This window comes from Shinella sp. NM-101 (assembly GCF_021401195.1).
Taxonomy (GTDB): domain Bacteria; phylum Pseudomonadota; class Alphaproteobacteria; order Rhizobiales; family Rhizobiaceae; genus Shinella.
Map to the genome: position 1 here is coordinate 21,035 of NZ_JACBFT010000012.1, position 22,599 is coordinate 43,633.

Here is a 22,599-nt window from a genome sequence, read left to right on the forward strand (position 1 = left end):
AAAAAGCGGGGAAATGTCTGGAATGCCGGGCTGCCTTCTCTTCAGAGTGGGGCGCGCATTAGCCCGTCCCGCTGGCAAAGTCAATTGGCGGATTCCGGCATCGTCCACTTCCTGCGGGCCGAAACGCCTCTGTCCCCGGCTTTGTTTCACGCGGTGGAGGCTTTGGCGAGCGCGCGCTTTTCCCGCCGGCGCTGCACGGAGGAGGGGATGTTCATCGCCTCGCGGTATTTCGCCACGGTCCGGCGGGCGAGGTCCACGCCGCCCCTGCGCAGGGCATCGACGATGTCGTCGTCGGAAAGCACCGCTTCGGGGGCCTCCTGCGCGATCATGGCGCGGATGCGATGGCGCACGCTCTCGGCCGAATGGGAATCGCCGCCCTCGGCCGAGCCGATGGAGACCGTGAAGAAATATTTGAGCTCGAAGAGCCCGCGCGGCGTCAGCATGTACTTGTTGGAGGTGACGCGGCTCACGGTCGATTCGTGCATGCCGATCGCCTCGGCGACCGTCTTGAGGTTCAGCGGGCGCAGGTGGTCGACGCCGTTGAGCAGGAATGCGTCCTGCTGGCGCACGATTTCGCTCGCCACCTTCAGGATCGTGCGGGCGCGCTGGTCGAGGCTGCGCGTCAGCCAGTTGGCCGTCTGCAGGCATTCGTTGAGGAAGCCGTGGTCGGCGCTGTCGCGCGGCGTGCGGCTCGACACGGCTGTGTAGTAGTCGCGGTTGACCAGCACGCGCGGCAGCGTGTCGGGATTGAGCTCGACCTGCCAGCTCCCGTCGGGGGCGCCGCGCACCACGATGTCGGGCACCACGGCCTCCGAGGCGCCCGTCTCGTAGCGCGTGCCGGGCTTCGGATCGAGCTTGCGGATCTCCGCCAGCATGTCGAGAAGGTCTTCCTCGTTCACGCCGCACAGCTTCTTCAGCGTCGCGAAGTCGCGTCGGGCCAGCAGGTCGAGATTGTCGACGAGCGCGGCCATGGCCGGGTCGAGCCGGTCCTTCGCCCTGAGCTGGATCGCAAGGCATTCGCGCAGCGAGCGGGCGAAGACGCCGGGCGGATCGAGCTCCTGCAGGCGCGACAGCACCCGCTCGATCTCGGCGACGGGCTTGCCGAGCTTGAGCGCCGTCTCTGCCGTGCCGCCCTGGAGGTAGCCGGCCTCGTCGAGCTGGTCGACGAGATGCTGGGCGATCAGCCGGTCGAGCGGGTCGGAAAGGACGAAGGGGACCTGCTCGTTCAGCACGTCGCGCAATGTCTTGCGGCTCGCCACGAAGTCGTCGAGGTCGTAGCCCTCGCCGTCCCCGCCCGGCATGGATTTCCACTGGCCGATCAGTTCCGGCGCGTCCGCCGTGCGGGGGCTGGCATCGTCGGGGAAGACATTGTCGAGGCCGCCGTCGAAGGTCTCGGATGCGCTGCCCGCCGTACCCGCGGTGGCGGAATCGTAGAGGTCCGGCTGGAAGCCCTCGTCCGTGCCGGTATTTTCGCCATGCCCGCGCTCCTCGCCGACGAGGAAATGATCATCGGACGCGCCGTTCTCCACCCGCGTGGCATCGTCCCCGGCCGCGATCTCGAGCAGCGGGTTCTTCTCGACCTCCTGCTCGATGAACTGGGTCAGCTCGACATGCGTCATCTGCAGGAGCTGGATCGACTGCATGAGCTGCGGTGTCATGACCAGCGACTGGTTCTGGCGCAGGAAAAGGCTGGCGGCGAGTGCCATGCGGACGCTCTACTCTCCCGGAAGGCGGCCCACGGCCGTCAGGGCCGGGGTGGCGAAATCCAACTGGCCCAAAAATTGCTTTTTATATCCGTTCGGTCAAGCGGCAGCCGCGAACTTGGTGAAGGCGCGGCGTTGGCGCGCGCAGTTCAGAGGCTGAAATTGTCGCCGAGATAGAGGCGGCGCACGTCCGGATTGGTCACGATGTCGTTGGCCCGGCCATGGGTCAGCACCTCGCCGGCATGGATGATATAGGCGCGGTCGATGAGCCCGAGCGTTTCGCGCACATTGTGGTCGGTGATGAGCACGCCGATGCCGCGCGAGGTGAGATGGCGCACCAGTGCCTGGATGTCGGCGACGGAGATCGGGTCGACGCCGGCAAACGGCTCGTCGAGCAGCATGAAGGTCGGGTCGGTGGCGAGCGCCCGGGCGATTTCGAGGCGCCGGCGTTCGCCGCCCGAAAGCGCCACGGCCGGCGATTTGCGCAGGTGCGAGATGGAGAACTCGGCCAGCAGGCTGTCGAGCTTGTCCTCGCGCCGCGTCCTGTTCTTGTCGTGCACTTCGAGCACGGCGCGGATGTTCTCCTCCACCGTCAGGCCGCGGAAGATCGAGGCCTCCTGCGGCAGGTAGCCGACGCCGAGGCGCGCGCGCCGGTACATCGGCATGGTGGTGACGTCGTGGCCGTTGATCTCGATCGAGCCTTCGTCGACGGGCACGAGGCCGGTGATCATGTAGAAACAGGTCGTCTTGCCGGCGCCGTTCGGGCCGAGCAGCCCGACGGCCTCGCCGCGGCGCACGACCAGCGACACGCCGTCGACCACGCGCCGGTCGCGATAGGTCTTCGTCAGCCCGCGGGCGATGAGGGTCCCCTCGTAGCGCGACAGGTCGGCGCTGCGCTGGGGCTCCGGCGCGGCCTTCTTCGGGCGGCGCGTCAGGCGGGTGAGCAGGGAAGATGACACGGGAGAAGCGCTATATCAGTTCGTTTTCTGGCGGGATTTGGGGTCGAGCTGGATCATGACGCGGCCGCCGCAGGCATCCAGCTTCGCTTCGCCGGTGCGCATGGTGACGGAGAGCTGACAACCGACGAAGACGTTCTCGCCTTCCGAAAGCACCACCTTCTTGCCCTTGAGGACCAGCGTCTCGTTGTCGAGGTTGAACGTGCCGGTATCGGCGGTCGCCTCCTGCGTCTGAGACTTCAGGTAGACCTTGTCGAAGACGTCGATCTTCTCGATGTCGGCATTGCCGCTGGCGACGGAGCCCTTGCCGCCCGACTTGTAGTGGACGACCATGCGGCCTGCCTGCAATGTCGTCGTGCCCTGCACGACCTTCACATTGCCGGTGAATTCGGCCTTGTTCTCCTGGTCGCGGATCTCCAGCGCGTCGCTCTCGATCTGGATCGGCTGGTCGTTCGAGAGCTGCACGCCCTTCATCTTGCTCGCCGTCTGCTGGGCGCCGGCATGGCCCGCGGCCAGTGCGAAGCCCGCGGCAAGAACGAAAAGGCTGGCGGCCCGGGCGGGGGCGGAGAGGGTGGCGAACATGGCGCTGTTACTTTTCCCGGTTGCGGATGGCGGCAGGATCGACGTCGACGACGACCTTGCCCTCGAAGACGACGACACGGCCTTTATCCGTCATTCGCAGCGACTGCGCAACAATGGATGCGCCGGGCGAGCGGATGGAAACGGGGTCCTTCGTCTCCATGGTCCCGCCGGTGATGTCGAGATGGGCCGAACGGAAGTCGGCGGCAAGGCCGGTATTGAGGTTGATGGTGAAGGGCCGGGTCATGTCGAGCTGGTTCTTGCCGCGGTCGTAGATGCCGGTCTCGGCCTTCACTTCCGCGGTGGTCGTGTCGTTGACCGGCATCTTCGCCGTGATGTTCTCGAGCGTGATGACGTCGGGCGTCTTCATGTCCTGCAGCGCCCGTTCGGCCTTCATCGAATAGCTGATCCCGTCCTTGTTGCGGCCGGCGATCGCCGGATAGCGCATCACGATCTTGCCGTCCTCGATGGTCGCGCTCTCCACCTGCAGGTCCGAGGGAATATAGGTGCGCACGATGGAGACGACGGCGAAGATCGCGGCGATGACCAGCGCGGCGACCGGCAGCGCGACCTTCAGGATGCGCACGCGCGTGGAATGCCGTGCCGCGAGGCGGTAAGCCTCGGCGGATACGCCCATGCCCTGTGCACCGGTCGGTGCGTCTGTCACGCTGTCCAGCATCTTGCCTGCTTGAAGTTCCGGCCCCGGCCTTTCGCCGCTCGAAGTGACGGCCCGCATATACAACGGGGCCCATATGGCGATTATTCCTGAACAAACAATGGATGTCCAAGAAAGTTCAGCGACGAATTGCCATTTGCGCGGGAAATGCCATATCGATAGGGCCTTCGGCAAGCCACCCCGACGAGGGCAGGCGCCAGCATCGAGGACAGGACATGGATCAATCCGCCATTGCAGACCGCCGGCAACTGCGCCGCAAGCTCACCTTCTGGCGCGTCGCGGCCGTGCTGATCGCGCTCGCGGCGATCTGGGCCGCCGTCGCCTGGCGCGGGCCCGATATCGGCGCGGGCGACCATATCGCCCGCATCAGCATTTCCGGCATCATCCAGGACGACAAGGACCTCCTGGAGCGTCTCGACCGCATCGCCGCGAACGACCGGGCCAAGGCGCTCGTCGTGACGATCTCCTCGCCCGGCGGCACGACCTATGGCGGCGAGGTCATCTTCAAGGCGCTGCGCAAAGTGGCGGAGAAGAAGCCGGTCGTCTCGGACGTACGCACGCTCGCCGCCTCCGCCGGCTACATGGTCGCCACCGCCGGCGATACGATCGTGGCGGGCGAAAGCTCGATCACCGGCTCCATCGGCGTCCTGTTCCAGTATCCGCAGATGAAGGAGCTGATGGACAAGATCGGCGTCTCGCTGGAGGAGATCAAGTCCGCGCCGCTGAAGGCCGAGCCTTCGCCTTTCCACCCGGCCAGCGAGGACGCCAAGACGATGATCCGCGCCATGGTGATGGACAGCTACGACTGGTTCGTCGACCTCGTCGCCGAGCGCCGCAAGCTGCCGCGCCCCGAGGTGCTGCGCCTTGCCGACGGCAGCATCTTCACCGGCCGGCAGGCGCTCGCCGCCAAGCTGGTCGACACGCTCGGCGGGCCGGAGGCGATCCGCGCCTATCTCGACGGGCGCAAGGTGGCCAAGGACCTGCCCTTCGTCGACTACGAGCCGACGCGGCGTTCGGGCATCCCCTTCATCGGCGGCAGCATCCGCGAATTGGCCCGTTCGGTGCTCGGCCTCTCGCTCGACCTTCAACCGACGATCGAAAAGCTGGCCGGCGAGAAGTTGTTTCTTGACGGTCTGGTCTCGGTTTGGCAGGTTGATCGCGATTGAAAAACAAGAATTTTTATGGGGGAAACCGTGATCAAGTCGGAACTGGTTCAGATCGTCGCAGCCCGTAATCCCCATCTCTATCACCGCGATGTCGAGAACATCGTCAATGCGGTGCTGGATGAGATCACGGATGCTCTTGCCGCGGGAAACCGCGTGGAGCTGCGTGGCTTCGGCGCCTTCTCCGTCAAGAACCGCCCCTCGCGCTCGGGCCGCAACCCGCGCACGGGCGATGCGGTCTTCGTCGAGGAGAAGTGGGTGCCGTTCTTCAAGACGGGCAAGGAGCTGCGCGAGCGCCTCAATCCGGGCCAGGCCGACCAGGACGATTGAAGCAATTCCGGCGGAAAGCATGAAGCAGCCTTGCGCCCGGAACTGCGAAGGCACGCGCGGAGCCTTTCGCCGGCGCCGCGCGCAAGAAAGGTGACGCAATGGTCAAGAGAATAGTCAACGTCCTCGTCCTCATCCCGGTCGCCATCGTGCTGATCGTGCTGTCGGTGGCCAATCGCCAGCCGGTGACGCTGGCGCTCAACCCCTTCCGCCCGGAAGACAGCGTGCTCTCCACGACCGCGCCCTTCTTCGTCTACCTCTTCCTCGCAACGATCTTCGGCCTCGTCCTGGGCGCGCTGATCACCTGGTTCACCCAGGGAAAATACCGCAAGCGCGCCCGCATCGAGGCGGGTGAGGCGGTGAAATGGCATACGGAAGCCGAAAAGCACCGCACCCGTGCAGAGGCGATCGCCTCGCAGGCCGTGGTGCCGGTTTCGGGGAAGTGATTCAGGCAGCCCCGCCGTTCAGCCGCGCGCCGAGATCGGAAAAGAACTGCGCCGCGAGCTTCTTCGACGTCGAATCGACGAGGCGCGAGCCGAGCTGGGCGAGCTTGCCGCCGATCTGCGCCTTCACGTCATAGGCAAGGATCGTCTCGCCGCCGTCCTCGGCAAGGCGCACATCCGCGCCGCCCTTGGCAAAGCCGGCGATGCCGCCCTTGCCCTCGCCGGAGATCGTGTAGCTTTCCGGCGGGTTGAGGTTGGAGAGCGTCACCTCGCCGTTGAAGGTCGCCGAGACCGGGCCGATCTTGATCTTCACGACGGCTTCCAGCTCGGTCGGCGATTTCAGGGTGAGCGACTGACAGCCCGGAATGCAGGCCCTGAGGATTTCAGGATCGTTGAGCGCAGCCCAGACGGCCTCGCGCGGGGCGGCAATGCGTTCTTCGCCGGACATGTCCATGTCGATCCTCCTCCTGGAACGGTTCCAAATTTATCGCAATCGGAAAGCGCTTTGCCAAGTGGGGGAGGGATGGTATGGGAGCCGCTTGTTTTCCGGCGCCGCCGGCCCAATTTCAACCGACGACGGACGATCGATCGTGAAGGACAGACACCGCCGGCCGAAGAGCGGCCCCGCCGCGCCGATCAAGGCCAAGGCACATGTCAGGCCGCAGGCCGCTCCGGCGCCGAAGAGGGAGCCGCGCCCCGCGCCCGAGGCGCCCGCCCGCCCGCTGATCCGCCGCGAGGGCGAAAAGCCCGCCGAGCGCGTGCCCGTCATCCTTGAAACCGCCGGCTCCGACCAGTACCGCCTCATCGACAGCGGCGCCGGCGAGAAGCTGGAGCAATACGGCCCTTATCGCATCGTCCGCCCCGAGGCGCAGGCGCTCTGGCAGCGCAGTCTGCCGGCCTCGCTCTGGGACAAGGCCGACGCCCTCTTCACCGGCGACACGGACGAGGACGGCATGGGCCGATGGAAATTCCCGAAGGCCGCGCTCGGCGAGACCTGGCCGATGCAGCTCCTCGGCGTCGATTTCCACGGCCGCTTCACCGCCTTCCGCCATGTTGGCGTCTTCCCCGAACAGCTCGCCCACTGGCGCTGGATGAAGGAGAAGGTCGAGACCGCCGGCCGTCCCGTCAAGGTGCTGAACCTCTTCGGCTATACCGGCGTCGCCTCGCTGGTCGCAGCGGCCGCGGGCGCGGAGGTCACCCATGTCGACGCCTCGAAGAAGGCCATCGGCTGGGCGCGCGAGAACCAGGCGCTCGGCCGCATGGAGAAGCTGCCCATCCGCTGGATCTGCGAGGATGCGATGAAGTTCATCCAGCGCGAGGAGCGCCGCGGCAGCAAATACGACATCATCCTCACCGACCCGCCGAAATTCGGCCGCGGGCCGAACGGCGAGGTCTGGCACCTCTTCGACCACCTTCCGCTGATGCTCGACATCTGCCGCGAGATCCTGTCGCCCAAGGCCATCGGCCTCGTGCTGACGGCCTATTCGATCCGCGCGAGCTTCTATTCCATCCACGAGCTGATGCGCGAGACCATGCGCGGCGCCGGCGGCACGGTGGAATCGGGCGAGCTCGTCATCCGCGAGAGCGGCCCGGACGGCGGCGAGGCCGGCCGCGTCCTCTCCACCTCCCTCTTCAGCCGATGGATCAGCGCATGAGCCACGACCACCATGGAGCCCGCCGCGTCGGTCAGGTGAAGGAGGTCACGAGCCTTTCGAATCCGATCGTCAAGGACATCAAGGCGCTGTCCGACAAGAAGCACCGCGACGAGACGAAGAGCTTCATGGCCGAGGGCCTGAAGCTCGTCATCGACGCGCTGGAACTCGGCTTCGAGATCAGGACGCTGGTCTATGCCAAGAACGTCAAGGACAAGCCGCAGGTCGTGCAGGCCGCGACGAAGACCGTGGCGCGCGGCGGGCTGGTGCTGGAGGTCAGCGAGAAGGTGCTCTCCTCGATCACGCGGCGCGATAACCCGCAGATGGTCGTCGGCATCTTCACCCAGCGCTGGACGAGCCTCCGGGACCTGAAGCCGAAGGCCGACGAGACCTATGTGGCGCTCGACCGCGTCCGCGATCCCGGCAATCTCGGCACGATCATCCGCACGGCGGACGCGGCCGGCGCGAGCGGCGTCATCCTGATCGGCGAGACGACCGATCCCTATTCGATGGAGACCGTGCGCGCCACGATGGGCTCGGTCTTCGCCCTGCCTTTGGTGAAGGCGAGCCCGGCCGACTTCCTCGGCTGGAAGAAGGGCGCCGGCGTTTCCGTCGTCGCCACGCACCTTGCCGGCGCCGTCGATTATCGCGCCATCGATTACCGGAAGAAGCCCGTCGTCCTCCTCATGGGCAACGAGCAGGCGGGCCTGCCGGACGCGCTTGCCCGTGAGGCCGATGCGCTCGCCCGCATCCCGCAGGCCGGCCTTGCCGATTCGCTGAACCTTGCCATCGCCACCGGCATCATGCTCTTCGAGGCGCGCCGCCACCTCCTGACGCTGGAAGACCGCGCATGAACGACCGCATCCCGCTTTTCTCCCGGCCGGTGCCGGTCGTCGTCTTCATCCTTTTTGCACTGCTGCTCGACCAGGCGGTGAAGTTCGCCGTGGAAAGCTGGCTTCCCTTCCAGGAAGCCGTGCATGTCGTGCCCATGCTGGCACTCTACCGCACCTACAATTACGGCGTCGCCTTCTCCATGCTGTCGGGCATGGAGGGCTGGGTCATCGTGACGCTCCGGCTCTTCGTCGTCGCCTTCGTCGCCTGGCTCTGGCGGCAGACGCCGAAGGAGCGGGGCCTTGCCCATGCCGGCTATGCCTTCATCATAGCCGGCGCCTTCGGCAATCTCATCGACCGCGGGCTCTTCGGCTACGTGATCGACTATGTGCTCTTCTACACCGAGACCTGGTCCTTCGCCGTCTTCAACCTTGCCGACAGCTTCATCACCATCGGCGCGGGCCTCGTCATCCTTGACGAGCTCGTCGTGCTGCTTCGCGCGAAACGCTAAAATTCGAACGACTTGCTGAAGCGGTTTTGAACGGTCGCTATGCTATGCGGGCTCTCATGAGCGAACCCGTCAAGCTACAGAACCGGCTCAAGGCCGAATTTGCCGAAGCACCGCGCCATCAGGCCCGCACACGGCCCGGAAAGGACGCGGCACGAAACACCCGCGCCGCCGAAACCGCCGGCACCACCGGCGCGCCCGCAGTGGAAAGCCCTGCGGCGATCCGCAGCGCCATTGCCGGCCTCGGCCTGTTGTTCGCCGCGCTGGTGCTCGCCACCGGCATGGCGGCCGGCTTCTATGTCGCCGCCGCCGGCCTCGGCCTTGCCGGTATCGCCGGAGCCGCCTTCCTCCTGCGGCGCCCGCCCGCCACCGCGCAGGAGAAGGATCACGACCGCTCCTGGGAGCACAGCGAGACCTCGCAGATCCTCTCGGCCATCCACGACGTCCTCGGCGACATCGTCGTCATGCGCACGCTCGACGGCCGTATCCTCAATGCCAATCCCATTCTCGGCGAGCTCACGGGTGTGGCCGATGTGGAGGGCAGGACCTGCGAGGCGCTCGGCCTTGCCTTCCGCTCGCAGGCCATGGCCCACCGCTATGACGTCGACGTGAACACGCCGGCCGGCAAGCGCATCTATTCCTGGCACGACGTCACCGTTCGCGATCCGGCCTCCGGCGAGCTCGTCGTCCATTCCATCGCCCGCGACGTGACGGAGGAGCGCCGGGCCGAGGGCGAGCGCGAGCGCGCCCGCCAGCGCGCGGAGGAGGCGAGCGCCGCCAAGTCGCGCCTGCTGGCGACCGTCAGCCACGAGATCCGCACGCCCCTGTCCGGCATCCTCGGCATGTCGCACCTCATCGGCCAGACGCGGCTGTCGGCCGAACAGAAGAACTACCTCGCCGGCATCCGCCAGTCCGGCCACGCGCTGGTGCAGCTCGTCGACGACCTCCTCGATTTCTCCACCATCGAGGCCGGCCGCTTCCAGCTCCGCCCCTCGGAGGAGCCGGTGCGCCCGATGCTGGAGAGCGTCGTGGAAATGCTCTCGCCGCGCGCCCATGAAAAAGGCATCGAGATCGGCTCCTTCGTCTCCCCCGACGTGCCGGGCCTCCTCATCTACGATGCGCCGCGCCTTCGCCAGGTGCTCTACAACGTGGTCGGCAATGCCGTGAAGTTCACCCACGCCGGCGGCGTCTCGCTCGAAACCACGCTGGATCGTGGCGCGGTCGTCGTCCGCGTCACCGATACCGGCCCCGGCATGAGCGTCGAGGAACAGGCCCGCATTTTCGAGGAGTTCGAGCAGACCGGCAGCGCCGCTCAGCGCAGCGGCGGCACGGGGCTCGGCCTTGCCATCTCCGCCCGCATCCTCCGCGAGGCCGGCGGCGCGCTGACGCTGGAAAGCACGCCCGGCAAGGGCAGCACCTTCACCATCCGCATGCCGGTCGACATGCGCACGGCGAAAGCCGCGCGCGGCTCGCGCAAGGGCATCCTCGCCGGCAGCCTCGTCTTCGTGCTCGCCCCCGCGGGACCGGCCTCGACGGCGCTCGTCCGCACCATCGATGCGCTCGGCGGCGCGTGCCATCTCGCCACCTCGACGGACGAGGCGTTCGACCTTGCCCAGCGCCTTGCCGGCCGCAGGGCGATGCTCACCGACATCATCGTCGACAACCGCCTCGCCGGCGCCTTCCGCCGCGACTTGGCCGATCTCGGCTTCTTCCGCGACGCCGGCGCCCGCCGCATCTATCTCGTCAACCCGGAAGAGCGCGGCGGACGGGCCATCGGCAACGGCGAGGGCTTCGATTCCTGGCTCATCCGGCCGCTGCGCGAGCGCTCGCTCGTCGAGGTCCTGCGCGGCCGCATGAAGGGCATCGAAGTCCGCGACGCCATCAACGACAACCGCCCGATCCTCAAGGACCTGCCGCAGCAGGCCGCCGCGCCCGCGGCGGAACCCGTCACGGGGGCCCGCATCCTGCTTGCCGAGGATGACCCGGTGAATGCCATGCTGGTGCGCTCCGTGCTGGAGCGGGCGGGTCATGTCGTGCGCCATGTGCCCGACTATCCGGGGCTTGTCGCCGCGCTGGCCGGCGCCACCGAGGCCGGACCCTTCGCGGCGGACCTCATCGTCACCGATTTCGGCATGCCCGGCGGCGACGGCAGGGAGATGATCGCGCGTATCGTCCAGCGGGACTACGGCAATGCCCCCATGCCGGTCGTGGTGCTGACGGCCGACAGCCGCGCCGGCCTTCGCGAGGAATTGCTGGCCGTCGGCGCCGACGCGGTGCTGGCGAAACCGGCCGATCCGGCGCGGCTCATCGGGGAAATCGCCCGGCTGGTGCGGCGCGCCAGCGCATAGGCTCTCGCCACTTTGGGGTGTTCAACGCAGCGTCGCGTCATTATCTTGTTGCAGAAACGTGGTTAAAACCACGAAGCTTCGCTGAACAGGTATACCGCCATGACGCTCGATCTCGCCCAGACCATCGCTCCGGTGGAAGCCGCCCAGAAGCCCGCCGCGGCGCTCGCCGCAGGAACGGACGTGCTCGGCCGCATCGGCAATCTCGAGACGCGCACCGCCCGCTCCGTCTCGGAGATCGATGCCGCGCAGGCCGTGCGCTACCGCGTCTTTGCCGAGGAGATGAATGCGCGGCTCTCGCCCGACGCCGTGCGCCGCAAGCGGGACTTCGACGCCTGGGACATGGTCTGCGACCATCTTCTCGTGCTCGACACCTCCATCGAGGGCGATGCCGAGGAGCAGATCGTCGGCACCTATCGCCTGCTGCGGCAGGAAGTGGCGGCCGTTTCCGGGGGCTTTTATTCCCAGTCGGAATTCGACGTCGACACGCTGGTCGCCCGTCACCCGGACAAGCGCTTCATGGAGCTCGGCCGCTCCTGCGTGCTGCCGGCCTATCGCACCAAGCGCACGGTCGAGCTGCTCTGGCAGGGCGCCTGGGCCTATTCGCTGAGGCACGGCATCGACGTGATGTTCGGCTGCGCCTCCTTCCACGGCACCGTACCGGAGGAACACGCACTGGCGCTATCCTTCCTGCATCACAATGTGCTGGCGAAGGACGAATGGCACGTTACGGCCCGCCCGGAGCTCTTCCGCACCATGGACCTGATGCCGTCCGAGGGCATCGACGCGCGCAAGGCGCTCACCGCCATGCCGCCGCTCGTCAAGGGGTATCTGCGCCTCGGCGCGGCGATCGGCGAAGGCGCCGTCGTCGACCATGGCTTCAACACGACGGACGTGCTGATCGTCCTGCCCATCGGCAAGATTTCCGGCCGCTACCTCAATTATTACGGTGCGGATGCGGGGCGTTTCGCGAGCTGAATAGGAATTAGCCAATAGGCAGTAGGGATGATTCTACTGCCTGCTGCCTGCTGCCTAAACCCCCGAATTGTACGCCGCCAGCGTCGCCATGTTGACGATGTCGCTGTCCTTGGCGCCCATCGTGACGATCTGCACCGACTTGTCGAGGCCGACGAGCAGCGGGCCGATCACCGTCGAGCCGCCGAGCTCCTGCAGCATCTTGGTCGAGATCGACGCCGAGTGGAACGCCGGCATGACCAGCACGTTGCCGGGGGCTGAGAGGCGGCAGAACGGATATTGCTCCATCATGCGCGGGTTGAGCGCCACGTCCGCGGCCATCTCGCCGTCATATTCGAAATCGACGCGGCGGCGGTCGAGGATCTTCACCGCCTCGCGCACCCGCTCGGAACGTTCGCCCGACGGATGGCCGAAGGTCGAATAGGCGAGCATCGCGACGCGCGGCTCGTAGCCGAGGCGGCGGGCAAGGCCGGCTGCTTCCTCCGCGATGTCCGCCAGCTCCTCCGAGGAGGGCATGTCGTGCACGGCGGTGTCGGCGACGAGCACGGCGCGGCCGCGGCAGAGCGCCAGCGAGGCGCCGATGACCCGGTGGCCCGGCTTGGCGTCGATGCAGCGGCGTACGTCCTCCAGCGCGGTCGAATAGTTGCGGGTGAGGCCCGTCACCATCGCATCGGCATCGCCGAGCGCCACCATGCAGGCCGCGAAGTGGTTGCGGTCGTTGTGGATCAGGCGCTGGGCATCGCGGAAGAGATAGCCCTTCCGCTGCAGGCGGGCATAGAGATAGTCGATATAGACGTTGTTGCGGGTCGAGATGCGGGCGTTCACCAGCTCGATGCCGGGGCGCTCGAGGTCGATGCCGGCCCGTTCCGCCGTTTCGCGGATATGCTCCTCGCGGCCGAGCAGGATGGCGGTGCCGAGCTGCTGGTTGGCATAGGAGACGGCTGCGCGCATCATCTGCTCCTCCTCGCCCTCGGCGAAGACGACGCGCTTCGGCTGGCGCCGGACGCGGGCATAAATCTGCTGCAGCGTCGAGGCGATCGGGTCGCGGCGGGCGCGCAGGTCGCGGGCATAGGCGTCGAGGTCGGGAATGTCCTTGCGCGCGACGCCCGTCTCCATCGCCGCCTTGGCGACGGCGACGGGGATCGCCGAGATGAGGCGCGGGTCGAAGGGCACGGGGATGATGTATTGCGGCCCGAAGCGCGGGCGCACGCCCTGATAGGCGGCGGCGACGTCATCGGGCACGTCTTCCTTGGCAAGATGCGCCAGCGCCTCGGCGGCGGCGATCTTCATCGCGTCGTTGATGGTGGAGGCGCGCACGTCGAGCGCGCCGCGGAAGATATAGGGAAAGCCGAGGACGTTGTTGACCTGGTTCGGATAGTCCGAACGGCCGGTCGCGACGATCGCGTCGTCACGGATGCGGGCGACCTCCTCCGGCGTGATCTCCGGGTCGGGATTGGCCATGGCGAAGATGATCGGCCGCGGCGCCATGGAGCGGATCATGTCCTCCGAAAGTGCGCCCTTGGCCGAAAGGCCGAAGACGACGTCGGCGCCGTCCATGGCCTCGGCGAGCGTGCGGCGGTCGGTCTTGACCGCGTGCGCCGACTTCCACTGGTTCATGCCGTCCTCGCGGCCCTGGTAGATGACGCCCTTGGTGTCGCAGAGAATGACATTGTCGGGTGCGAACCCCATCGACTTGATCAGCTCGATGCAGGCGATGGCGGCCGCGCCCGCGCCGTTGCAGACGAGCTTCGTCGTCTTGAAGTCGCGGCCGGTCAGCGCCAGCGCGTTGATGAGGCCGGCGGCGGCGATGATGGCGGTGCCGTGCTGGTCGTCGTGGAAGACCGGGATGTCCATCAGCTCGCGCAGGCGCTGCTCGATGATGAAGCAGTCGGGCGCCTTGATGTCTTCGAGATTGATGCCGCCGAAGGAGGGGCCGAGATAGCGCACGCAGTTGATGAACTCGTCGACATTCTCGGTGTCGACTTCGAGGTCGATGGAATCGACGTCGGCGAAGCGCTTGAAGAGGACGGACTTGCCTTCCATGACAGGCTTGGAGGCGAGCGCCCCGAGATTGCCGAGGCCGAGGATGGCGGTGCCGTTGGAGATGACGGCGACCATGTTGCCGCGCGTGGTGTAGTCGTAGGCGGTCGCCGGGTCCGCGGCGATGGCCTTCACCGGCACGGCGACGCCAGGCGAATAGGCGAGCGAGAGGTCGCGCTGCGTCGCCATCGGCTTGGTCGGCGTGATCTCCAGCTTGCCGGGCCGCCCGGACGAATGAAAATCCAGCGCTTCCTTTTCCGTGACGGTTGCCCTCTGGCGATCAGTCTTGTCGGTTCCCGGCATGCTCCCCCCTCACACTCCTGTGGGCGATAGGCCCGTATCGGCCTATGGCGGTTGTTTTCTATATCGCCGCATGGCTAGGGTGACACCTCTTTTTTAGGAAGAACAGACTCTCCGTGAACGATCAGATCGCGCGCCACAACGATATCTTGTCGACGGCCGAACTCGCCAGCGGCGAAAGCCGCGCGTCGGCGACGCCGATGATGGAGCAATATATCGAGATCAAGGCGGCCAACCCCGACAGCATGCTGTTCTACCGCATGGGCGATTTCTACGAGCTGTTCTTCCAGGACGCCGTGGATGCCTCCCGCGCGCTCGGCATCACGCTGACCAAGCGCGGCCAGCATATGGGCCTCGACATTCCGATGTGCGGCGTGCCGGTCCATGCGGCGGACGATTATCTCCAGAAGCTGATCGCCGTCGGCTTCCGCGTCGCGGTCTGCGAGCAGGTGGAAGACCCGGCGGAGGCTAGGAAACGCGGCTCGAAGTCGGTGGTGCGCCGCGATGTCGTGCGCCTCGTCACGCCCGGCACGCTGACCGAGGAAAAGCTGCTCTCGCCGTCCGACGCCAACTACCTGATGGCCGTCGCGCGCATCCGCGGCGGGGGCGAGCCCGCCATGGCGCTCGCCTGGATCGACATTTCCACCGGCATCTTCCGCCTGTCCGAGACGGCGCAGGGCCAGCTCCTCGCCGATATCCTGCGCATCGACCCGCGCGAGCTGATCGTGCCGGACACGCTGTTCCACGATCCCGAATTCCGCCCGGTGCTGGACGTCGTCGGCCGCGTCGCCGTCCCGCAGCCGGCCGTGCTCTTCGACAGCGCGACGGCCGAGGGCCGCATCGCCCGCTATTTCGGCGTCTCGACGCTCGACGGCTTCGGCACGTTCTCGCGCGCCGAACTGGCCGCCGCCTCCGCCGCGATCTCCTATGTCGAGAAGACGCAGATCGCCGAGCGCCCGCCGCTCGGAAGGCCCGAGCGCGAAAGCTCGGCCTCGACGCTCTTCATCGACCCGGCGACGCGCGGCAATCTCGAACTGGTGCGCACCCAGTCCGGCGACCGCGCCGGCACGCTGCTGAAGGCCATCGACCGCACCGTCACCAGCGGCGGCGCGCGCCTGCTGGCCGAACGGCTGATGTCGCCGCTGACCGAGCCGGAGGCCATCAACGCCCGGCTCGACTCGATCGCGACGCTCGCCGGCCGCCCCTCCTTCTGCGAGGATTTGCGCCGGACGCTGAAGCAATTGCCCGACATGCCGCGCGCCCTCTCGCGCATCGCGCTCGGCCGCGGCGGCCCGCGCGACCTCGGCGCGATCCTGCAAGGTCTTTCGACGTCCGCCGATATCGCCCAGTTGATGGTGGTGGAAGACCTCGAAGGCGAGCTTGCGAGCGCCCGGGCCGCCATCGCCGCGCTGCCGATCGACCTGTCGCACCGCCTTGCCGTGATGCTGGCCGACGAACTGCCGCTCTTGAAGCGCGACGGCGGCTTCATCCGCGAAGGGGCGGATGGCGAGCTGGACGAGATGCGCGCGCTGCGCGACCAGTCGCGCCGTGTCATCGCCGGCCTGCAACTGCAATATGCCGAGGAGACCGGCGTCAAGTCGCTGAAGATCAAGCACAACAACGTGCTCGGCTATTTCATCGAGGTCTCCGCCGGCAATGCCGCGGCGCTGACAGAGGGCGACGAGGCCAAGGCCCGCTTCATCCACCGCCAGACCATGGCGGGCGCGATGCGCTTCACGACCACGGTGCTCTCCGAGCTCGAAACCAAGATCGCCAATGCCGCCGACCGGGCGCTCGCCATCGAGCTTGCGGCCTTCGACGGGCTCGTGGAAGCGGTGGTGGCGGAAGCCGAGGCCATCAAGGCGGCGGCGCTGGCGCTTGCCGTCGTCGACGTGTCCGTCGGCCTTGCGGCGCTTGCCGAGGAACAGGCCTATTGCCGGCCGGTGGTCGACAATTCCACCATGTTCGCCATCGTCGGCGGCCGTCATCCTGTCGTGGAGCAGGCGCTGCGCCGCCAGCAGGCCGCCGCCTTCGTCGCCAATTCCTGCGACCTCTCGCCGACGGACGGCAAGGGCCACGGCGCGATCTGGCTGCTGACCGGCCCCAACATGGGCGGTAAGTCGACCTTCCTGCGCCAGAACGCCCTCATCGCCATCCTCGCGCAGATGGGCGCCTACGTTCCGGCCGAAAGCGCCCATATCGGCATCGTCGACCGCCTCTTCTCGCGTGTCGGCGCCTCGGACGACCTTGCCCGCGGCCGCTCCACCTTCATGGTCGAGATGGTCGAGACGGCGGCGATCCTCAACCAGGCGACGGAGCGCTCGCTGGTCATCCTCGACGAGATTGGCCGCGGCACCGCCACCTTCGACGGCCTCTCCATCGCCTGGGCCGCCGTCGAGCACCTGCACGAGGCGAACCGCTGCCGCGGCCTCTTCGCCACCCATTTCCACGAGCTGACCGTGCTGTCGGAAAAGCTCGCCCGCCTTTCCAATGCCACGATGCGCGTCAAGGAATGGGACGGCGACGTCATCTTCCTGCACGAGGTCGGCCCCGGCGCGGCGGACCGCTCCTACGGCATCCAGGTGGCGCGCCTTGCGGGCCTGCCGCCCTCGGTCGTGGCGCGGGCGAGGGACGTGCTTGCCAAGCTTGAGGATGCCGACCGCAAGAACCCGGCGAGCCAGCTCATCGACGACCTGCCGCTGTTCCAGGTCGCGGTGCGCCGCGAGGAGGCGCAGCGCAGCGGCCCGTCGAAGGTCGAGGAACTGGTCAAGGGCCTCAACCCGGATGACATGACGCCGCGCGAGGCGCTCGATGCGCTCTACGTGCTGAAGAAAGAACTTGGCAAAGCCTAGCACCTCGGATCATTGTCCTCGCGTGCTGAAAGGGTCTATAGGCATGCGAACCGAACGGGCGATGGAAGACAGACGGGACGCAGGCCGGCATCCGATGGAAAAGAAGCTTCTGGCACCGGCCGAGTCCGGTCTTCTCGACGTTCCGGCGCTGCGCGCCCGCTGCGAGTTCATCGCCAGCACCAATGCCGACTACCGCGACCGCATGCGCCGCGAGCTTCTGGCCGAGTTCAAGAAGGTCAATGCCGCGGGCCGCGAGCGCGCCCGCGAACTGCTCTTTGCCGACGGCAGCGGGCTGCAATGCGCCGCACGCATCTCCTGGCTGCAGGACCAGCTCATCGCGGTCCTCCACGATTTCACGCTCAACCATGTCTTCAGCGCCGGCCAGGCCCCGCCCGCCGCCCGCATCACGGTGACCGCCGTCGGCGGCTACGGCCGCGGCACGCTGGCGCCGGGCTCGGATATCGACCTGCTCTTCCTGCTGCCGGCAAAGCCGGCCGCCTGGAGCGCGCCGGCCATCGAGTTCATGCTCTATATCCTGTGGGATCTCGGCTTCAAGGTCGGCCACGCCACACGCAATCTGGAGGAATGCATCCAGCTCTCCAAGGGCGACATGACCATCCGCACGGCGATCCTGGAGGCGCGCTACATCTGCGGCTCGGTGGCGCTGTTCGAGGAGATGGCGGTGCGCTTCGACCGCGAGATCGTGCGCGGCACCGGTCCGGAATTCATCGCGGCGAAGCTTGCCGAACGCGACGAGCGCCACCGCAAGGCCGGCGATACGCGCTACCTCGTCGAGCCCAACGTCAAGGAAGGCAAGGGCGGGCTGCGCGACCTGCACACGCTGTTCTGGATCGCCAAGTATTTCTACCACATCCGCGATCCCGCCGAGCTGGTGAAGCTCGGCGTCCTTTCCCGGCAGGAATACAAGCTCTTCCAGAAGGCGGACGATTTCCTCTGGGCGGTGCGCTGCCATATGCATTTCCTGACCGGCAAGGCGGAGGAGCGGCTGTCCTTCGACATCCAGCGCGAGATCGCCGAATGCCTCGGCTACCAGCCGCATCCGGGCCTTTCCGCCGTCGAGCGCTTCATGAAGCACTATTTCCTCGTGGCCAAGGACGTCGGCGACCTGACGCGCATCTTCTGCGCCACGCTGGAGGACCAGCAGGCCAAGGAAGCGCCCGGCATCACCGCCGCGATCAGCCGTTTCACGCGGCGTGCGCGCAAGATCGCCGGCACGCTGGATTTCCTGGAGGACCGCGGCCGCATCACCATCGCCGGCCCCGATGTCTTCAAGCGCGACCCGGTCAACCTCATCCGCCTCTTCCACATCGCCGACATCAACGGGCTGGAATTCCACCCCGACGCGCTGAAGGAGGTCACCCGCTCGCTGAAGCTCGTCAACGCTGCGCTGCGCGAGGACGAGGAGGCGAACCGCCTGTTCCTCTCCATCCTCACCTCGCCGCGCGATCCGGCGCTGATTCTCCGCCGCATGAACGAGGCGGGCGTGCTCGGCCGCTTCATTCCGGATTTCGGCAAGATCGTCGCGATGATGCAGTTCAACATGTATCACCACTACACGGTCGACGAGCACCTGATCCGCTCCGTCGGCGTGCTGGCGGACATCGACCAGGGGCGCGAGAAGGAAGCCCACCCCCTCAGCTTCCAGGTGATGCCGAGCATCGAGGACCGCATCCCGCTCTATGTCGCGGTGCTGCTGCACGACATCGCCAAGGGCCGGCCGGAGGACCATTCGGAGGCGGGCGCCAAGGTCGCGCGAAAACTCTGCCCGCGCTTCGGCCTTTCGCCCAAGCAGACGGAGCTGGTCGTCTGGCTGATCGAGGAGCACCTGACCATGTCGATGGTCGCCCAGACCCGCGACCTCAACGACCGCAAGACCATCGCCGATTTCGCCGACAGGGTGCAGTCGATGGAACGGCTGAAGATGCTGCTGGTGCTGACGGTCTGCGACATCCGTGCGGTCGGCCCGGGCGTCTGGAACGGCTGGAAGGGCCAGCTCCTGCGCACGCTCTATTACGAGACCGAACTGCTCATCTCCGGCGGCTTTTCCGAATTGTCGCGCAAGGAGCGGGCGCAGGCCGCCCGCGAGATGCTCTCCGAGGCGCTGCCGGCCGACTGGAGCCAGAAGGACCGCAAGACCTACACGCGCCTCAACTACGAGCCCTATCTCCTGACGGTCTCGCTGGAGGACCAGGTGCGCCACGCCGCGTTCATCCGCGAGGCGGACAGGGCCAAGCAGACGCTGGCGACGGCGGTGCGCACGCACTCCTTCCACGCCATCACCGAGATCACGGTCCTGTCCCCCGACCATCCGCGCCTGCTGACGGTCATCGCCGGGGCCTGCGCGGCGGCGGGCGCGAACATCGTCGACGCACAGATCTTCACCACCTCCGACGGACGCGCGCTGGACACGATCCTCGTCAACCGCGAATTCCCCAATGACGCGGACGAGACGCGCCGCGCCGGCACGATCGGCCGCATGATCGAGGACGTCCTGTCGGGTCGCAAGCGCCTGCCCGAGGTGATCGCGACGCGCACGAAGAGCCGCAAGCGCAGCCGCACCTTCACGGTCTCGCCGGCCGTCACCATCTCCAACACGCTGTCGAACAAGTTCACCGTCATCGAGATCGAGTGCCTCGACCGCCCCGGCCTTCTCTCCGAGGTCACGGCCGTGCTCTCCGACCTCTCGCTCGACATCGCCTCGGCGCATATCACCACCTTCGGCGAGAAGGTCATCGACACCTTCTACGTCACCGACCTCGTCGGCCAGAAGGTTACCAACGAAAACCGGCAGGCCAACATCGTCGCGCGGCTGAAGGCCGTCATGGCCGACGAGGCGGACGAGCTGCGCGACCGCATGCCGCCGGGCATGATCGCGCCGGTTCCCGCCGTCGCGAGAAGGATCAGGGCAGAACAATGAGTCTCGTCAGGAAATTCGCGACCGTCGGCGGCGCGACGCTCGGCAGCCGCGTGCTCGGCTTCGCGCGCGAAACGCTGATGGCCGCCGCCCTCGGCACCGGGCCGATGGCCGACGCCTTCTACGCCGCCTTCCGCTTCCCCAACCTTTTCCGCCGCCTCTTCGCCGAGGGCGCGTTCAACGCCGCCTTCGTGCCGCTCTTCGCCAAGGAGATCGAGGCCGGCGGCCTCGACGGCGCCAAGCGCTTTTCCGAGGAAGTCTTCGGCGTCCTCTTCACCGTGCTCCTGATGCTGACCATCGCGATGGAACTGATGATGCCGCTTATCGTCGCCTGGGTCATCGCGCCGGGCTTCGTCGGCGATACGGAGAAGTTCGACGTGACGGTGAAGCTCGCCGTCGTCATGTTCCCCTATCTCATGTGCATGTCGCTGACGGCCATGCTCTCGGGCATGCTGAATTCGCTGCACCACTATTTCGCCGCCGCCGTCGCCCCGGTCTTCCTCAATGTCGTGCTGATCGGCGCGCTCGGCTACGGGCTCTGGCAGGGCGCCTCGCCGCTGGAAACGGCCTGGTATCTCTCCTGGGGCGTGCTCGCCGCCGGCCTTCTTCAGATGGCCGTGCTGTATGCCGGGGTGCGTCACGCCGGAATGCGCATCGGCTTCCGCCGCCCGCGCATGACGGAGAATGTCAGGCGCCTGCTGTGGCTGGCGCTCCCGGCCGCGGTGACCGGCGGCATCACCCAGATCAACCAGCTCATCGGCCAGATGATCGCTTCCACCAAGGACGGCGCCATCGCCGCCCTGCAATATGCCGACCGCGTCTACCAGCTTCCCCTCGGCGTCGTCGGCATCGCCGTCGGCGTGGTCATGCTGCCGGAATTGGCGCGGGCGCTGAAGGGGGGGCACGAGCGCGAGGCCGGCTACCTGCAGAACCGCTCGATGGAGTTCGTCCTGTTCCTGACGCTGCCGGCCGCCGGTGCGCTCTGGGTCATTTCCGACGAGATCGTGCGCGTCCTCTACGAGCGCGGCGCCTTCAGCCCCGGCACGACGTCCATCGTGGCGGGCACGCTCGCCATCTACGGCCTCGGCCTTCCCGGCTTCGTGATGATCAAGGCGCTCAACCCCGGCTTCTTCGCCCGCGAGGATACGAAGACGCCGATGCGCATCACGCTGTTTTCGGTCGTCGTCAACTGCGTGCTGGCGGTCTCGCTCTTCCCGTTCTTCTACGAGCGCGGCATCGCCACGGCCGAGGCGGTTTCCGGCTGGCTGACGGCGCTGATGCTCTTCGTCACGCTGGTGCGCCGCGGCCACTGGCCGCTGGAAAAGGCGCTCGCCTGGCGCGTCGCTCGGCTGCTCGTTGCGACCGTCGTCATGGCGGTCACGCTCGAATATGCCTCCGGCTATCTCGCCGATCGCCTTGGCCCGGCCGCCCGCCTCTACGAGCAGGTGATGGCGCTCGGCATGCTGGTCGTGCTCGCCATGGTCGTCTATTTCTCGGTCGCCTTCCTCATCGGCGGGGCGAATCTCGGCATGATCCGCCGCAACCTCGGGCGCAAGGCGCAGGCCAAGGCCGCGCCGACGGACGGCTCCGCGGAATAGGCGTCTCCCGTCAGCGCGCGGCGAGCCTTGCGCGCCGGCTCAGGCGTGCAAGCCCGCTGCAATAGTGCCATGCGCGCCGCGGCCCGACGTCGACATGCACGATGCCGTTGCAATAGGTGCCGATGCCGCCGACGGCGGGCGCCGAGCGCGCCGCGGCGACGATCCGCTTCACCGAAACGCCGGGCACGCGGATGTCGGCCGCAAGGCACTTGCGATGATAGGAACCACGCCTGCCGTTCGAGCGATGGCCGGATGTGACGAGCGGCCGGCGGCCGACATGCCGGGCGATGTGGGCCAGGATCGCCCGCAACCTGCCCGGAAAACATCGGTGCCGCACGCGCGCGGTCTGGATGGAATAGGTCCTCGCCACGGCTGACTTGTCGGTCCGGGACGCATGCTTGTGGCTGCGGCCTGCGGTGGTTTCGGTCGCGAAGAGCGATGTCAGCGCGACGACGCAGGCAAGCAGGATGGAACCGTTCTTTCGCACGGGTCAGCTCCCTTCGTGCCCTTTCGTCACAAAACCCCCAGGATCCCCGCGGGGGAGGGAACAACCGGAAAGTGTCTTTTATAAGGATTTGCTTATGAAGGCGGGCGCCGCACGGACGCCCTCTTGATCGAGACACCGGCGCCGTGCATAAGCGCGGCGTATTTTCGATACGCAGTTCCACCCCGGAATTGCTCGTGCAACAGGGACCAGGCCCTCCACCCGCCTGAAG

Annotated in this window: 18 protein-coding genes; 11 read left to right on the plus strand and 7 right to left on the minus strand. The window is 67.0% G+C overall.

Going from position 1 to position 22,599, the window contains the following annotated elements:
- Nucleotides 1-146 precede the first annotated feature (146 nt).
- The 4 genes from rpoN to lptC all read right to left on the minus strand — a co-directional run bounded on the left by rpoN (nucleotide 147) and on the right by lptC (nucleotide 3,917).
- Complete coding sequence (gene rpoN / locus L0976_RS20290; protein ID WP_234189056.1) at nucleotides 147-1,706, minus strand: RNA polymerase factor sigma-54; 1,560 nt, start codon at nucleotides 1,704-1,706, stop codon at nucleotides 147-149.
- Between the two features lie 146 nt (nucleotides 1,707-1,852).
- Nucleotides 1,853-2,650: an LPS export ABC transporter ATP-binding protein gene (lptB, locus tag L0976_RS20295; protein ID WP_370577076.1), complete on the minus strand. Its 798-nt coding sequence runs from the start codon at nucleotides 2,648-2,650 to the stop codon at nucleotides 1,853-1,855.
- Between the two features lie 27 nt (nucleotides 2,651-2,677).
- Nucleotides 2,678-3,241, minus strand: coding sequence for an LptA/OstA family protein (locus L0976_RS20300; protein ID WP_234189057.1), 564 nt, complete (start codon nucleotides 3,239-3,241; stop codon nucleotides 2,678-2,680).
- A gap of 7 nt (nucleotides 3,242-3,248) precedes the next feature.
- Nucleotides 3,249-3,917 carry an LPS export ABC transporter periplasmic protein LptC gene (lptC, locus tag L0976_RS20305; RefSeq protein ID WP_234189058.1) on the minus strand — a complete coding sequence of 223 codons (669 nt, stop codon included), beginning with the start codon at nucleotides 3,915-3,917 and terminating at the stop codon, nucleotides 3,249-3,251.
- A 212-nt stretch (nucleotides 3,918-4,129) separates the two neighbouring features.
- Here lptC and sppA point away from each other — a divergent pair, with 212 nt between their 5' ends.
- The 3 genes from sppA to L0976_RS20320 all read left to right on the plus strand — a co-directional run bounded on the left by sppA (nucleotide 4,130) and on the right by L0976_RS20320 (nucleotide 5,850).
- Nucleotides 4,130-5,080 (plus strand): signal peptide peptidase SppA, encoded by a 951-nt coding sequence (gene sppA / locus L0976_RS20310; protein WP_234189059.1) that lies wholly within the window; start codon nucleotides 4,130-4,132, stop codon nucleotides 5,078-5,080.
- A gap of 15 nt (nucleotides 5,081-5,095) precedes the next feature.
- Complete coding sequence (locus L0976_RS20315) at nucleotides 5,096-5,407, plus strand: integration host factor subunit beta (RefSeq protein WP_203317312.1); 312 nt, start codon at nucleotides 5,096-5,098, stop codon at nucleotides 5,405-5,407.
- 98 nt (nucleotides 5,408-5,505) lie between these two features.
- The gene (locus tag L0976_RS20320; RefSeq protein ID WP_234189061.1) at nucleotides 5,506-5,850 is read left to right on the plus strand and encodes a DUF1049 domain-containing protein; all 345 of its coding nucleotides are present in this window, start codon (nucleotides 5,506-5,508) and stop codon (nucleotides 5,848-5,850) included.
- Between the two features lies 1 nt (nucleotide 5,851).
- Here the strand turns inward: L0976_RS20320 and L0976_RS20325 are convergent, their stop codons facing one another.
- Entirely contained in the window at nucleotides 5,852-6,301 is a 450-nt protein-coding gene (locus L0976_RS20325) for a carbon monoxide dehydrogenase subunit G (protein WP_203317314.1), read from the minus strand.
- Nucleotides 6,302-6,359: 58 nt separating this feature from the next.
- On the opposite strand from L0976_RS20325, the gene L0976_RS20330 reads away from it, so the two are divergent.
- The 5 genes from L0976_RS20330 (at nucleotide 6,360) to L0976_RS20350 (ending at nucleotide 12,161) form a co-directional block, all read left to right on the plus strand.
- Nucleotides 6,360-7,502: a class I SAM-dependent methyltransferase gene (locus tag L0976_RS20330; RefSeq protein ID WP_234189138.1), complete on the plus strand. Its 1,143-nt coding sequence runs from the start codon at nucleotides 6,360-6,362 to the stop codon at nucleotides 7,500-7,502.
- Nucleotides 7,499-8,353: an RNA methyltransferase gene (locus tag L0976_RS20335; RefSeq protein WP_234189063.1), complete on the plus strand. Its 855-nt coding sequence runs from the start codon at nucleotides 7,499-7,501 to the stop codon at nucleotides 8,351-8,353. The genes L0976_RS20330 and L0976_RS20335 overlap by 4 nt, the downstream gene beginning before the upstream one ends.
- Nucleotides 8,350-8,841: a signal peptidase II gene (gene lspA / locus L0976_RS20340; RefSeq protein WP_203317316.1), complete on the plus strand. Its 492-nt coding sequence runs from the start codon at nucleotides 8,350-8,352 to the stop codon at nucleotides 8,839-8,841. Before L0976_RS20335 ends, lspA begins: the two co-directional genes overlap by 4 nt.
- Nucleotides 8,842-8,897: 56 nt before the next feature.
- Nucleotides 8,898-11,186, plus strand: a complete 2,289-nt coding sequence (locus L0976_RS20345) for a hybrid sensor histidine kinase/response regulator (RefSeq protein WP_234189065.1) — start codon at nucleotides 8,898-8,900, stop codon at nucleotides 11,184-11,186.
- Nucleotides 11,187-11,285: 99 nt separating this feature from the next.
- Entirely contained in the window at nucleotides 11,286-12,161 is an 876-nt protein-coding gene (locus L0976_RS20350) for a GNAT family N-acetyltransferase (protein WP_234189067.1), read from the plus strand.
- A 54-nt stretch (nucleotides 12,162-12,215) separates the two neighbouring features.
- Here the strand turns inward: L0976_RS20350 and L0976_RS20355 are convergent, their stop codons facing one another.
- Nucleotides 12,216-14,501: an NADP-dependent malic enzyme gene (locus tag L0976_RS20355; RefSeq protein WP_203317319.1), complete on the minus strand. Its 2,286-nt coding sequence runs from the start codon at nucleotides 14,499-14,501 to the stop codon at nucleotides 12,216-12,218.
- 113 nt (nucleotides 14,502-14,614) lie between these two features.
- Between L0976_RS20355 and mutS the strand changes: the two genes are divergently transcribed.
- From mutS to murJ, 3 genes are all read left to right on the plus strand, one after another.
- Nucleotides 14,615-17,350, plus strand: coding sequence for a DNA mismatch repair protein MutS (gene mutS / locus L0976_RS20360; protein WP_234189070.1), 2,736 nt, complete (start codon nucleotides 14,615-14,617; stop codon nucleotides 17,348-17,350).
- Nucleotides 17,351-17,444: 94 nt separating this feature from the next.
- Nucleotides 17,445-20,288, plus strand: coding sequence for a [protein-PII] uridylyltransferase (locus L0976_RS20365; RefSeq protein ID WP_234189072.1), 2,844 nt, complete (start codon nucleotides 17,445-17,447; stop codon nucleotides 20,286-20,288).
- Nucleotides 20,285-21,883: a murein biosynthesis integral membrane protein MurJ gene (gene murJ / locus L0976_RS20370; protein WP_234189074.1), complete on the plus strand. Its 1,599-nt coding sequence runs from the start codon at nucleotides 20,285-20,287 to the stop codon at nucleotides 21,881-21,883. Before L0976_RS20365 ends, murJ begins: the two co-directional genes overlap by 4 nt.
- Before the next feature lie 10 nt (nucleotides 21,884-21,893).
- On the opposite strand, the gene L0976_RS20375 is transcribed toward murJ, so the two are convergent.
- Nucleotides 21,894-22,352, minus strand: a complete 459-nt coding sequence (locus L0976_RS20375) for a YcbK family protein (protein WP_370643756.1) — start codon at nucleotides 22,350-22,352, stop codon at nucleotides 21,894-21,896.
- Between the last annotated feature and the right edge of the window lie 247 nt (nucleotides 22,353-22,599).